Origin of the sequence: Janthinobacterium sp. YR213 (genome assembly GCF_900099875.1) — a bacterium.
Classification (GTDB): Bacteria; Pseudomonadota; Gammaproteobacteria; order Burkholderiales; family Burkholderiaceae_D; genus Janthinobacterium; species Janthinobacterium lividum.
On record NZ_FNDA01000004.1, the window covers coordinates 139624 to 153559 of the forward strand.

Consider the following 13936-nt stretch of genomic DNA (forward strand, 5'->3'; position numbering starts at 1 on the left):
ACTGCCTCACCCCAATTTGGTTAACAACTAATTAACCGGGAGCGCTTTTCATGCGACAAGACAAACTCACTACCAAATTACAGGAAGCCCTGGCCGATGCGCAAAGCTTGGCCGTGGGCAACGACAACCCCTATATCGAACCAGTCCACCTGCTGACGGCCCTGTTGAACCAGGACGACGGCGGCGCCCGCTCGCTCTTGCAGCGCGCTGGCGTCAACGTGGGCGGCCTGTCCAAGGCCCTGGGCGCGTCCATCGAACGCTTGCCGAAGGTATCGGGCACGGGCGGCGACGTGCAGGTCAGCCGCGAATTCGTGGCCTTGCTGAATCTGGCCGACAAGGAATCGCAAAAGGCGGGCGACCAGTTCGTGTCCAGCGAAATGGTCTTGCTGGCCATGACGGATGACAAGTCCGACTGCGGCAAGCTGGCGCGCGAAAACGGCCTGACCCGCAAGGCCCTGGAAGCGGCCATCGACGCCGTGCGCGGCGGCAACAAGGTCGATTCGCAAGAGGCCGAAGGCCAGCGCGAAGCCCTGAAAAAATACACGCTGGACCTGACGGAGCGGGCACGCAAGGGCAAGCTCGACCCTGTCATCGGCCGCGACGATGAAATCCGCCGCACCATCCAGATCCTGCAGCGCCGCAGCAAGAACAATCCCGTGCTGATCGGTGAGCCGGGCGTGGGCAAGACGGCCATCGTCGAAGGCCTGGCGCAGCGCATCGTCAACGGCGAAGTGCCGGAATCGCTGAAAGGCAAGCGCGTACTGTCGCTGGACATGGCTGCCTTGCTGGCTGGTGCGAAATTCCGCGGCGAATTCGAGGAACGCCTGAAATCCGTGCTGAAGGAACTGGCCATGGATGAAGGGCAAACCATCGTCTTCATCGACGAGATGCACACCATGGTGGGCGCGGGCAAGGCCGAGGGCGCGATGGACGCCGGCAATATGCTGAAACCGGCGCTGGCGCGCGGCGAGCTGCACTGCGTGGGCGCGACCACCCTCGACGAGTACCGCAAGTACATCGAGAAGGATGCGGCGCTGGAACGCCGTTTCCAGAAGGTGCTCGTCGACGAGCCGACCGTGGAAGCGACGATCGCCATCCTGCGCGGCTTGCAGGACAAATACGCGCTGCATCACAAGGTGGAAATCACGGACGCGGCCATCATCGCCGCCGCCGAGCTGTCGCACCGCTACATCACGGACCGCTTCCTGCCCGACAAGGCGATCGACCTGATCGATGAAGCGGCGGCGAAGATCAAGATCGAGATCGACTCGAAGCCGGAAGTGATGGACAAGCTGGAACGCCGTTTGATCCAGCTGAAGATCGAGCGCGAAGCCGTCAAGAAGGAAAAGGACGAAGCATCGTTGCGCCGCCTGGGCCTGATCGAGGAAGAGATCGTCAAGCTGCAGCGCGAGTACAACGACTTCGAGGAAATCCTGAAGGCGGAAAAAGCCGTGGTACAAGGCAGCACGCACATCAAGGAAGAGATCGAGCAAGTCAAGCTGCAGATGGAGCAGGCCACGCGCGAGAGCAACTGGCAGAAAGTGTCGGAGCTGCAATACGGCAAGCTGCCGCAGCTGGAAGCCCAGCTCAAGCAGGCTGACAGCGGCATCCCGAAACTCGACCCCGACCAGCCGAAGCTGCTGCGCACGGAAGTGGGCGCCGAGGAAATCGCCGAAGTGGTGTCGCGCGCGACGGGTATCCCCGTGTCGCGCATGATGCAGGGCGAGCGCGACAAGCTGCTGCACATCGAAGAGAAGCTGCATGAGCGCGTCGTGGGCCAGGATGAGGCGATCACGGCCGTGGCTGACGCCATCCGCCGCTCGCGCGCCGGCTTGAGCGACCCGAACCGTCCGTATGGTTCCTTCATGTTCCTGGGGCCGACGGGCGTGGGCAAGACCGAGCTGAGCAAGGCGCTGGCCACCTTCCTGTTCGATACGGAAGAATCGATGATCCGCATCGACATGAGCGAGTTCATGGAGAAGCATTCCGTGGCCCGCTTGATCGGCGCGCCGCCCGGCTACGTGGGCTACGACGAGGGCGGCTACCTGACGGAAGCCGTGCGCCGCAAGCCGTACAGCGTGATCCTGCTCGACGAGGTGGAAAAGGCGCATGCCGACGTCTTCAACGTGCTGCTGCAAGTGCTCGACGATGGACGCATGACGGATGGCCAGGGGCGCACGGTGGACTTCAAGAATACCGTCATCATCATGACCTCTAACCTGGGTTCGCATAAGATCCAGGCCATGGAGAGCGATGATCCCGGTGTCGTGAAGCTGGCCGTGATGGCCGAGGTACGCTCGCACTTCCGTCCCGAGTTCGTCAACCGTATCGACGAAATCGTCGTGTTCCACGGCCTCGACGAGAAAAACATCGGCGCGATCGCGAAGATCCAGCTGAAGATCCTCGAAGAGCGTCTGGCGCGCATGGACATGCAGCTGAGCTTGACGGACGCGGCCTTGCAGCAAATCGCCGAAGCGGGCTACGACCCGGTATATGGCGCCCGTCCGCTGAAGCGGGCGATCCAGCAGCAGATCGAAAATCCGCTGTCGAAGCTGATCCTGGAAGGCAAGTTCGGCCCGAAAGACGAGATCCGCATCGACGCCCAGAACGGCAACCTGGTGTTTACCGGGGCGCAGGTGGGGCTGGACAAGGTGTAATGTTGACCCCAGCGGCGAAAGGCTGGGGGCGGACCCTGAGGGTCCGACCCCGGTCTTTGCTTTTGGGTTGAATCTTAGCAAGGGCGCGATCAGGCTAGACCTGATCGCGCCCTTCTTGCTATCATCGTCACTATTTTCTGACTAATTCCGGAGGCGGTACGATGGCAAACACATGGCAAGCAGGGCGGCGCATTGGAGTGGGATTGACCTTGGCGGCAGCCGTGCTGGCATTGCCTGCGCACGCCCAGGAAGAAAAAGTCCTGAACATCTATAACTGGTCGGACTATATCGGCGACGATACGATCAAGAATTTTGAGAAGGAAACGGGCATCAAGGTACGCTACGACGTTTTCGACAATAACGAAATCCTCAATGCGAAACTGGTGGCGGGCAAGTCCGGCTACGACATCGTCGTGCCGACGGCTCAGTGGGCGCGCCTGCAGATCGATGCGGGCTTGCTGCGCAAACTCGACAAGAGCAAGCTGACGAACCTGGGCAACCTGGACCCGAACCTGCAGGCCAAGCTGTCGAAGATCGACCCGAACAACGATTACCTGGTCGACTGGCTGTGGGGCTACACGACGGTGGGCATCAACGTCAACAAGGTCAAGGCCGCGCTGGGCGGCATGCCCATGCCGGACAACGCCTGGGACCTGATCTTCGATCCGAAATACGCGGCGAAGCTGAAATCATGCGGCGTGTCCTTCCTCGACTCGCCGTCTGAAGTGCTGCCGGCCGCCCTGCAATACCTGGGCAAGCCCGCCTATTCGAAGACGGCCGCCGATTACCAGGAAGCGGGCAAGGTGCTGCAGGCCATCCGCCCCTACGTGACCCTGTTCAGCTCGTCCGGCTACATCAATGACATGGCCAACGGCTCCGTCTGCGTGGCGCTGGGCTGGTCGGGCGATATCAATATCGCACGCCAGCGCGCCATCGATGCGAAGAACGGCAATGTGATCCAGGTGCTGGTGCCGAAGACGGCCGCCCTGATGTTCGACACCATGGCCATCCCGGCCGACGCGCCGCATCCGACCAACGCGCACCTGTTCATCAACTACATTTTGCGCCCGCAAGTGCATGCCAGCCTGAGCAACAAGGTGTTTTACGCGAATCCGAATCCGGCCAGCATCAAGTATGTACGCAAGGATATCGGCGAGAACAAGGCCATCTTCCTGTCGGACGCCGACAAGCAGCGCATGGCCGCACCGGAAGCGACCACGGCCGATATCCGCCGCTTGATGACGCGCATCTATACGAAGTTCAAGACGGGAGTTTAAAGTACGAGCGTAAAAACAAGGATGGCGCGAGGGACGGGCCTGTAGGCCGTCGCTGGCGCCATGCGATATTGCCGAGGTGAACACTACTCGTGGTAGCGGTCCATCAGCTTGTGGTGACTGCCGCGCATTTCTTCGATCAGTTCAAAGGCGACGAAGCCGATGATGGCGGCGAAGATGGCGATGAAGAGAAAAACGAGGAAGGTTAACATGGTCTTTCAGCCGCCGTTGGACGGCTGTCCGCTGGGTTGCTCAATGTGCCAGAGCAGTGCTCCAACACGTAGTTGATGCAATTAAACTCTAGCAGATCGGCAGCGCTTTACAAGGCTGCCGAGTTGTAATTCCTGCTAGTATTTGTCCCAGCGCACTTTTTGCGCATTTCCTTCATTTCACTACCAGGTCATGCGCCATCACGGCTTTTAAATAGACGCTGATCGGATCGCCCGGTTCGCGCTGGGAAAACCACCATGCGCTGGCCTTGCGCAGTTCCCATTCCTGCTCTTCTCCCGTCAGCAGCAGGGCGGCCGCCTGGCCCAGGGTGGGCTGGTGGCCGACGATGAGCACGGTTTCCTTGCAGCCGGGCCAGTTGGCCGCCTTGAGGATATCTTCCGCCTCGGCGCCGGGCGCCAGTTCCGGCATCAGTTTGAACTTGCGGCCCAGCGCTTCGGCCGTTTGCAGGGTGCGCAGGGCGGGGCTGACGAGGATGCGGCAGTTTTCCGGCAATTGCGAAGCGAGCCATTCGCCCATGCGGCGCGCCTGTTTCTGCCCTTTGACGGTCAGGGCGCGTTCGAGATCGGGAACGCCCGGCTCGGCTTCTGCGTGTCGCCACAAGATGAGATCCATGTTGTGCTCCTCTGTGTTGAAATTGCCTATTCGCCGACCTCCGCGCCCGGCGTGCCCAGTGTGTGCATCAGGTATTGCTGGGCGCTGAACGGCGTTTGCTTGCCGCGTGGCTTGCGGCGCGCATAGTGGCCCGTCGGCTCCAGTTCCCATGCATTTGTATTATCCTTCAAATACGGATTCAGGCCCTCGGCGATCACGCGCCGCTTCAGCGCCCGGTCCAGTACGGGGAAGGCCACTTCCACGCGGCGGAACAGGTTGCGGCTCATCCAGTCGGCGCTGGCCAGGTAGACATCGTGCGCCAGGTCGTTGCGGAAGTAGTAGATGCGGCTGTGTTCGAGGAAGCGGCCGATCACGGAGCGCACCTTGATGTTTTCCGACAGGCCCGGCACGCCCGGCTTCAGGGTGCAGGCGCCGCGCACGATCAGGTCGATCTTCACGCCATCGGTCGAGGCCGCATACAGGGCGCGGATCACGGATTCGTCGACCAGTGCGTTGACTTTCACGATGATGCGCCCGCGCCGGCCCGAACGGGCAATCTTCGCCTCGTTGCGGATCGCCTTGATGATCTCGCTTTGCAGGCCGAACGGCGCCAGCCACAAATGGTTCAGGTTGTGCGGCTTGGTCAGGCTGGTCAGGTGGATGAAGACTTCGTTCACTTCCACTGCCAGGTCCTGGTTCGCCGTCAGCAAGCCAAAATCCGTGTACAGCTTGGTGGTGGTGGGGTGGTAGTTGCCGGTGCCCAGGTGGGCGTAGAAGCGCAAGGAGCCTTCTTCGCGGCGGATGACGAGCGCCACCTTCGCATGGGTCTTCAGTCCCACGACGCCGTACACGACTTGCGCGCCGGCCTGTTCCAGCTTGTCGGCCCAGTTGATATTGGCTTCTTCGTCGAAGCGCGCCATCAATTCCACGATGACGGTCACCTCCTTGCCCATCTTCGCCGCCGTGATCAGCGACTCCATCAGGTCCGAATTCATGCCCGTGCGGTAGATCGTCTGCTTGATGGCCACGACGGAGGGATCGTAGGCGGCGCTGCGGATGAAGTCGATCACCGTCTGGAACGACTGGTAGGGGTGGTGCAGCAGGATGTCGTGCTTGGTCAGCGCGGCAAAGATGTCGTTGCCGATGGCTTTATGCGCCAGACCGGGGAAAAACGGCGGAAAGCGCAGCTCCGGCTGCTTGACGTGGTCGATCATTTCCGACAGGCGCACCAGGTTCACGGGGCCGTTGACGCGGTACAAACGGCTTTGATCCAGGCTGAACTGGTCGAGCAGGAACTGCGACAATTCTGGTGGGCAATTGCGCGCCACCTCCAGGCGCACGGAGGTGCCGAACTGGCGCCCCACCAGCTCGCCCTTCAGGGCCTGGCGCAGGTTCTTGACTTCGTCCTCATCGACCCACAGGTCGCTGTCGCGCGTGACGCGGAATTGCGAATAGGCGATCACTTCGCGCCCGGCGAACAAGTCCGAGATATGCGCGTGGATGACGGACGATAATAAACAGAAAGACACGCCATCGCCGGAAATCTCGTCCGGCAGCTTGATGACGCGTGGCAAGACGCGGGGCGCCTTGACGATGGCGATCGCCGTGCCGCGGCCGAACGCATCCTTGCCGCTCAGCGAGACGATGAAATTGAGACTTTTATTGACCACTTGCGGGAATGGGTGGGCCGGGTCGAGGCCAATCGGCGTCAGCAGGGGGCGCACTTCGCGGTCGAAGTATTGCTTGACCCACGCGCGTTGCGCCTCGTTGCGGTCGCTGTCGCGCAGCAAGTGCACGCCCGCTTCGCGCAGGGCCGGCAAGACGTCGTTATTTAATATCTCGTACTGGCGTTCCACCAGCGCATGGCATTCCTTGCCGATACGCTCCAGGTTGGCAGCCAGGGCAGGGTGGCCCGCCAGCGAACCGCCGATGCTGCCGGCCGCCAGCAGGCTGGCCACGCGCACCTCGAAGAACTCATCCATGTTACTGCTGACGATGCACAGGTAGCGCAGGCGCTCGAGCAGCGGAATGTTCGGATCTTCCGCCTGGGCCATCACGCGCCGGTTGAAAGTCAGTTGCGACAGCTCGCGGTCAAGCAGGATGCCCGATTTGGTCACTTCCGTGTGCAGTTCAGGTTTCATATTCTTTTGTCTTTGCAGATAGTTAATTCTAGCCGTATTTCATCATGTATGACGCGTTGTGAGTGTAATCATGAAATATGACGTAAGCGTGACATAAGCTGTCATAAAGCGTCGCCCGCGCTGTCATTTTTCACGCCGAAAATGGCATTTCCCCGGGCGTAGCCAATTATTTCAGGAATTTTTACCCATGTCATAAAGCTGTCATATTCGCTTGCTAGACTGCGCAGCATTCAACCGGGACTTTGAGCCCTAACAACCCTGAGGACTTGATATGCAAATGAAGCAAATGTTCAAATTTATCGTCGTGGGTGCTTCGGCAGCGATGGCATTTTCTTCCGCTTCCGTCATGGCGGCAGATATGACAGGTGCTGGCGCAACCTTCCCGTACCCGATCTACGCCAAATGGGCTGAGACGTACAAAGCCAACACGGGCAACGGCCTGAACTACCAGTCCGTCGGTTCCGGCGCTGGCATCAAGCAAATCAAGGCCAAGACTGTTGAATTCGGCGCCTCGGACATGCCTTTGAAGGCAGAAGAGCTGGAAGAAGCGGGCCTGATGCAGTTTCCGGCCATCATGGGCGGCGTGGTCACCATCGTCAACCTGGACGGCGTGACCCCAGGCCAGCTGAAAATGACGGGTAAAGTCGTTGGCGACATCTACCTGGGCAAGATCACCAAGTGGAGCGCTCCTGAAATCGCCGCGCTGAACAGTGGCGTCAAGCTGCCGGACACGGAAATCACCGTGGTGCACCGCGCCGACGGTTCGGGCACCTCGTTCCTGTTCACCGACTTCCTGTCGAAAACCAACCCGGAATTCAAATCGAAAATCGGCGCTGGCTCGGCTGTGAAATGGGCCGTGGGCGTGGGCGGCAAGGGTAACGAAGGCGTCGCCGCCAACGTACAGCGTATCAAGGGTTCGATCGGCTACGTCGAGTGGGCTTACGCCAAGAAAAACAAGATGTCGCACACCCAGCTGCAAAACAAGGACGGCAACTTCCTGCAACCTGACGACGAAAACTTCAAGGCAGCAGCCGCTTCGGCGCCTTGGACGCAAACCCCAGGCTTCGGCGTGGTCCTGACCGACCAGGCTGGCAAGAACAGCTGGCCTATCACCGGCGTGTCGTTCATCCTGATGCACAAAGTCCAGGCTGACGCAGGCAAGGCAAAAGAAGTCCTGAAATTCTTCGACTGGGCCTACAAGAACGGCGGCCCTGCTGCCGTCGAACTGGACTACGTGCCGATGCCGGCATCGGTCGTGAAACTGGTGCAAGAGTCGTGGAAAGCCAACCTGAAAGACGCATCGGGCAAGTCGATCTACTGATCCGATAGTCTGAATACAGCAATATCCATCCTTGTCCCCGCCAGCAGCACGGCGGGGCAGGGAGTTAGCCAGGACCGCCCGCAAGCCCTTGCAGACGGTCCTGGCTAAAGAAGCAACAATAAAACAAGAGTTCAAAATAGCGACACCGGCAGTACCACCCACATCTGGCACAATATGAGCGCACAATCTACCTCCTCCACGATCCCCATGCCAGGCGGCACCATGACCGATTCCATCAGTCACGCGCAAATGCTTTCCACCATGCGCAAGCAGCGCTTCCAGGATTTCATGTTCCACAAGGTGACGATGCTGTTCGCCCTGTCGGTGCTGATCGTCCTGGTCGGCATCATCATTTCGCTGATCATGGAATCGATACCGGCCTTCAAGACCTTCGGCCTGCATTTCATCGTGTCCGCGGAATGGGACCCCGTCAATGACCAGTACGGCGCCCTGATCCCCATCATCGGCACCCTGGTGACCTCGGTTATCGCCTTGCTGATCGCGTTTCCCGTCAGCTTCGGCATTGCCCTGTTCCTCACGGAAATCTGCCCGGCCTGGCTGCGCCGCCCGCTGGGCACGGCTGTCGAATTGCTGGCCGGCGTGCCATCGATCATCTACGGCATCTGGGGCCTGTTCGTGTTTGCGCCCCTGTTTGCCGACCACGTCCAGCCTATCCTGAAAGCCACCCTCGGCAACGTGCCCGTCATCGGCCAGCTGTTCAGCGGTCCCATGATGGGCATCGGCTTGCTGACGGCCGGCCTGGTGCTGGCCATCATGATCATCCCCTTCATCGCTTCCGTGATGCGCGACGTGTTCGAGATCGTCCCTGCCGTGCTGAAGGAATCCGCATACGGCCTGGGCTGCACGCGCTGGGAAGTCGTACGCAAGATCGTCTTGCCATACACCAAGACCGGCGTCGTCGGCGGCGTCATGCTGGGCCTGGGCCGCGCACTGGGCGAGACCATGGCCGTTACCTTCGTCATCGGCAACGCGAATAAACTGTCGTGGTCGCTGTTTGCCGCCGGTAACAGCATCACCTCCTTGCTGGCCAATGAATTCGGCGAAGCGCAATCCGAACTGCACGTGGCCTCGCTGTTCTCGCTGGCCCTGATCCTGTTTGTCATCACCTTTATCGTCTTATCCGCCGCCAAGCTGATGCTGGCTGGCATGTCCCGCAAGGAAGGCACGAAATGAGCCAGCTCAGCCAAGTTAGCACCCACGAAGCTCCGGTCAAGCCGGCCATGAACCCTGTCTACCGCAAGCGCCTGTTGATGCACCGCATCGGCATCGCCCTGTCGGTGGCCGCCATGGCCCTGGGCCTGGCCGTGCTCGTGTGGATCCTGTTCACCCTGGTGATCAAGGGTTTCGGCGCCTTGTCCGTCGACCTGTTCACGCAAACGACGCCGGCTCCCGGCAGCGAAGGCGGCGGCCTGATCAATGCCATCGTCGGCAGCGCCCTGATGGTGGGCCTGGCCACCGTGGTCAGCACCCCGATCGGCATCCTGGCCGGCATCTACCTGGCCGAATACGGCGAAGAAAACAAGCTGGCGCAAGTGACGCGTTTTGTGACGGACATCATGCTGTCGGCGCCATCGATCGTCATAGGCCTGTTCGTGTATGCGCTGTATGTGGCCCACGTCAAACACTTCTCCGGCTATGCGGGCGCCATCGCGCTGTCCCTGATCGCCGTGCCGGTGGTCGTGCGCACGACGGACAATATGCTGCGTCTGGTGCCGAACAGCCTGCTGGAAGCCGCGTTTGCCCTCGGCGCGCCCCGCTGGAAGGTCGCTACCCTGGTGCGCTTGCGCGCCGTCAAGGCGGGCGTCATCACCGGCGTGCTGCTGGCATTGGCCCGCATCGCCGGCGAAACGGCGCCGCTGCTGTTCACGGCCTTGAATAACCAGTTCCAAAGCTTCAACATGAACGCGCCGATGGCCAACTTGCCGTCCGTCATCGCATCGTTTGCGATGAGCCCGTACGACAACTGGCGCTCGCTGGCATGGGGCGGCGCACTGCTGATCACCTTCAGCGTGCTGGCCTTGAATATCCTGTCGCGCACCGTGTTCAGCCAAAAAGTCCCTAATTAAACAGATATCGAGCGAAGCGAACCCATATGAATACGCAAATGAATCCAGCCCAAGACCTGGCGCCAAAGAAAAAAACCATCGAGATTTCGGGCCTGAACTTTTTTTACGGCAAAACGCAAAGCTTGCATAACGTCAACCTGGACATCCACGAAAAGAAAGTCACGGCTTTCATCGGCCCGTCCGGTTGCGGCAAGTCGACCCTGCTGCGCACCCTGAACCGCATGTACGACCTGTATCCGGGCCAGCGCGCGGAAGGCTCGATCCTGTACCGCGGCCGCAACGTGCTCGACGCCGACCAGGACGTCAACATGCTGCGCGCCAAGGTTGGCATGGTGTTCCAGAAGCCGACACCGTTCCCCATGTCCGTCTACGACAACATCGCCTTCGGCGTGCGCCTGTATGAAGACCTGTCGAAGGGCGAGATGGACGAGCGCGTCGAGTGGGCCCTGAAAAAGGCCGCGCTGTGGGGCGAAGTCAAGGATAAGCTGAGCAAGAGCGGCCTGTCGCTGTCGGGCGGCCAGCAGCAGCGTTTGTGCATCGCGCGCGGCGTGGCCGTGAAACCGGACGTCTTGCTGCTCGATGAGCCGACCTCGGCGCTGGACCCGATCTCGACCTCGAAAGTGGAAGAGCTGATCAGCGAACTGAAACAGGATTACACGATCGCCATCGTGACGCACAATATGCAGCAGGCGGCGCGCTGCTCCGACTACACGGCCTATATGTACCTGGGCGAGCTGGTGGAATTCGGCGAAACGGACCAGATCTTCATGAATCCGGCCCGCAAGGAAACGCAGGATTACATCACGGGCCGCTTCGGCTGATCCATCCCGCATAGCGACTACAAGACAACTGAATACGGAGAGACAGCATGATAGGCGAACATTCATCCAAGCAATACGACAACGAACTCGAAGCGATCCGCTCGAAAGTGCTCCTGATGGGCGGCATCGTTGAAACCCAGTTCCTCGACGCGATGACATGCTTTCGCATCGGCAACCCGGAGCGGGCCGACCGCGTGATGCGCGAAGACGACGTCGTCAACCAGCTGGAAGTGTCGCTGGACGACGCCTGCAGCCACCTGATCGTGCGCCGCCAGCCGGCCGCCAACGACTTGCGCACCATCATGGCCACCATCAAGGTGATTACCGACCTCGAGCGAGTAGGCGACGAAGCGACGAAAATCGCCCGCGTGGCGAAGAATCTGCACAAGCGCGGCAACGGCGTCGTCAACCATTACGAGATGGTGCGCGGCATCGCCAACACGGCCACCGACATGCTGCACGACGCGCTGGACGCATTCGCGCGCAACGATGGCAAGCAGGCTTTACAATTAATTGCACAAGATGCCATCATCGACCATGAGTTTCGGTCTATCATGCGCAACTTGATCACCTTTATGATGGAAGACCCGCGCACGATTTCGGCGGCGCTCGATACCCTGTGGGTGGCCAAGGCCATCGAACGGATCGGCGACCATGCGAAAAACATCGCCGAATACGTGATTTACGTGGTTGAAGGCAAGGACATCCGTCACACCAAGGTGGCTGCTCCCGCCATTTCCGAGGAGCTCCCTGAGTAAGCTTTATGGCATCTGATAAAACCACGGTATTGATTGTTGAAGATGAGCCGGCCATCGTTGAACTGGTGACCTATTCGCTGCGCGAATCCGGCTGGAATTGCTGTTCTGTACAAAATGTCGCCGATGCCTGGGAATTCATCCAGCACCGCACGCCGCATCTGATCCTGCTGGACTGGATGCTGCCGGACCAGACGGGCTTGCGCCTGCTGTCGCGCATCCGCGCCGACCGCAATTTCGCCGCCATCCCCGTCATCATGCTCACCGCCAAGAGTATGGAAGAAGACAAGCTAGCCGGCTTGAACAGCGGGGCCGACGATTACGTCACCAAGCCGTTCTCGCCGCGCGAGCTGCTGGCCCGCGCCAAGGCGCTGTTGCGACGCAAGAGCCCGGAACACGCGCAGGCGCCCATGCGCGCCGGCAACGTGGCACTGGACCCCGTCAGCTGCACGGTGATGATGGATGAACAGAAGATCGATATCGGCCATGCCGAATACAAGCTGCTGAAATTCCTGCTGGCCCATCCGGAGCGCGTGTTTTCGCGCAGCCAGCTGCTCGACAAGGTGTGGGGCGACCATGTGGTGATCGAGGAACGCACGGTCGATGTCCACGTATTGCGCTTGCGCAAAGCCTTGAAGGAGGCGGAAAGCCTGATCAAGACGGTGCGCAGCGTCGGCTACATGTTGTCTGAAAAGTAAAGCTGGCCTCTATGAATCCGAAATTGCTGTTCTGGGTACCGGCCGCCTTGCGCATGGTGCTGGCGCTGCTGGGCGTAGCCGTCGTCTGGTATCTGTTTGGCGCCACGTATGCGCTGGGCATCGCCTTCGTGCTGATGGCCATGATGGTGTTCGTGCAGCTGTCGTATCTGTTCCAGCTGAGTAATTGGCTGGACAATCCGCAAAGCGCCAAACTGCCCGACGGCTGGGGCGCCTGGACCAGCATCTTCGCGCGCCTGTACCGCATGCGCCGCGACGACGAGAAAAACCAGGCCGAGCTGACGGAATGGCTGGCGCGTTTCCGCCAGGCCATGCACCTGCTGCCGGACGGCGTCGTCATCATGGATGACGTGCTGTTCCTCGAATGGTGCAACCCGGCCGCCGAGAAGCACCTGGGCCTCACGCACGAGCGCGACAAGGGCATGCGCGTGACGAACCTGATCCGCAGTCCGGAGTTCATGGATTACATCATCCTGGGCCGCTACGACCAGCCGCTGACGATCACCTTCCGCAACCGCAAGCTGATCGTGCAGATCATTCCGTTTGAAAACCGCCGCCAGATCCTCGTCACGCACGACGTGACGGAAACGGAACGCATCGAAATGATGCGCCGCGACTTCATCGCCAACGCGTCGCACGAACTGCGCACGCCGCTGACGGTCATCGTGGGCTTCCTGGAAATCGCTTCCGCCGAGCTGGACCTTGACGCCGCCACCCGCGCCGCCCACCTCAAACTGATGACGGAGCAGGGCCACCGCATGCAGCATCTGATCGAGGATATGCTGACCCTGTCGCGCCTGGAATCGGTCGACTATCCGCTGCGCCCCGAGCCCGTGGATATCAAAAAGCTCATGCAGCAAGTCTTGCGCGACGCCAAGGGCTTGTCGGCGGGCAAGCATGAAGTGACCATGGAATGCAACGGTCCCGACGTGCTCGGCAGCTACGACGAGCTGTACAGCGCGTTTGGCAACCTGGCTTCGAACGCCGTGCGCTACACGCCGGCCGGCGGCACCATCACCCTGCGCTGGCAGGATGGCCCGGCCGGGCCGCAATTCATCGCGCAAGATACGGGCATCGGCATCAGCCAGGAACATATCTCGCGTCTGACGGAACGTTTCTACCGCGTCGACAAGAGCCGGTCGCGCGAAACCCAGGGCACGGGCCTGGGCCTGGCCATCGTCAAGCACGTGCTGCTGCGCCACGGCGGCACCTTGGCCATCCAGTCCGTGGCCGACAAGGGCAGCAGCTTTATCGTCAGCATGCCCAAATCCGTCGTCACGCCGCTGCAGGGCGAGCTGCTGGTCAAGTAGGCCGGAGGAGGGAAGCATCCCCTCCCTGTTAC

12 protein-coding genes are annotated in these 13936 nt (G+C 60.5%); 9 read left to right on the plus strand and 3 right to left on the minus strand.

From position 1 onward, the window contains the following. Positions 1–50: 50 nt before the first annotated feature. Both clpB and BLT98_RS18325 read left to right on the plus strand, forming a co-directional pair. On the plus strand, positions 51–2657 hold the full coding sequence (gene clpB, locus BLT98_RS18320; RefSeq protein ID WP_070254148.1) for an ATP-dependent chaperone ClpB: 2607 nt from the start codon (positions 51–53) through the stop codon (positions 2655–2657). A 161-nt stretch (positions 2658–2818) separates the two neighbouring features. Further along, a complete protein-coding gene (locus BLT98_RS18325; protein ID WP_092610224.1) occupies positions 2819–3934 on the plus strand; it encodes a polyamine ABC transporter substrate-binding protein in 1116 nt (371 codons plus the stop codon). An 83-nt stretch (positions 3935–4017) separates the two neighbouring features. On the opposite strand, the gene BLT98_RS29700 is transcribed toward BLT98_RS18325, so the two are convergent. The 3 genes from BLT98_RS29700 to ppk1 form a co-directional block, all read right to left on the minus strand. After that, positions 4018–4143 carry a hypothetical protein gene (locus BLT98_RS29700; RefSeq protein WP_254926692.1) on the minus strand — a complete coding sequence of 42 codons (126 nt, stop codon included), beginning with the start codon at positions 4141–4143 and terminating at the stop codon, positions 4018–4020. A 172-nt stretch (positions 4144–4315) separates the two neighbouring features. After that, on the minus strand, positions 4316–4774 hold the full coding sequence (gene sixA / locus BLT98_RS18330; protein WP_092610227.1) for a phosphohistidine phosphatase SixA: 459 nt from the start codon (positions 4772–4774) through the stop codon (positions 4316–4318). A 26-nt stretch (positions 4775–4800) separates the two neighbouring features. Next, entirely contained in the window at positions 4801–6894 is a 2094-nt protein-coding gene (gene ppk1 / locus BLT98_RS18335; RefSeq protein ID WP_034778120.1) for a polyphosphate kinase 1, read from the minus strand. Positions 6895–7165: 271 nt separating this feature from the next. Here ppk1 and pstS point away from each other — a divergent pair, with 271 nt between their 5' ends. The 7 genes from pstS (at position 7166) to phoR (ending at position 13904) form a co-directional block, all read left to right on the plus strand. Then, entirely contained in the window at positions 7166–8215 is a 1050-nt protein-coding gene (gene pstS, locus BLT98_RS18340; protein WP_034778123.1) for a phosphate ABC transporter substrate-binding protein PstS, read from the plus strand. A gap of 222 nt (positions 8216–8437) precedes the next feature. Further along, positions 8438–9409 (plus strand): phosphate ABC transporter permease subunit PstC, encoded by a 972-nt coding sequence (gene pstC, locus BLT98_RS18345; protein WP_225240714.1) that lies wholly within the window; start codon positions 8438–8440, stop codon positions 9407–9409. Beyond that, positions 9406–10302 carry a phosphate ABC transporter permease PstA gene (gene pstA, locus BLT98_RS18350; protein ID WP_034778127.1) on the plus strand — a complete coding sequence of 299 codons (897 nt, stop codon included), beginning with the start codon at positions 9406–9408 and terminating at the stop codon, positions 10300–10302. The genes pstC and pstA overlap by 4 nt, the downstream gene beginning before the upstream one ends. A 26-nt stretch (positions 10303–10328) precedes the next feature. After that, positions 10329–11123, plus strand: a complete 795-nt coding sequence (gene pstB / locus BLT98_RS18355) for a phosphate ABC transporter ATP-binding protein PstB (protein ID WP_029496304.1) — start codon at positions 10329–10331, stop codon at positions 11121–11123. A 47-nt stretch (positions 11124–11170) separates the two neighbouring features. Then, positions 11171–11881: a phosphate signaling complex protein PhoU gene (phoU, locus tag BLT98_RS18360; RefSeq protein WP_034778131.1), complete on the plus strand. Its 711-nt coding sequence runs from the start codon at positions 11171–11173 to the stop codon at positions 11879–11881. 5 nt (positions 11882–11886) lie between these two features. After that, positions 11887–12576, plus strand: a complete 690-nt coding sequence (locus tag BLT98_RS18365) for a response regulator (protein WP_034755074.1) — start codon at positions 11887–11889, stop codon at positions 12574–12576. 11 nt (positions 12577–12587) lie between these two features. Next, entirely contained in the window at positions 12588–13904 is a 1317-nt protein-coding gene (phoR, locus tag BLT98_RS18370) for a phosphate regulon sensor histidine kinase PhoR (RefSeq protein WP_034778134.1), read from the plus strand. Positions 13905–13936: the final 32 nt, after the last annotated feature.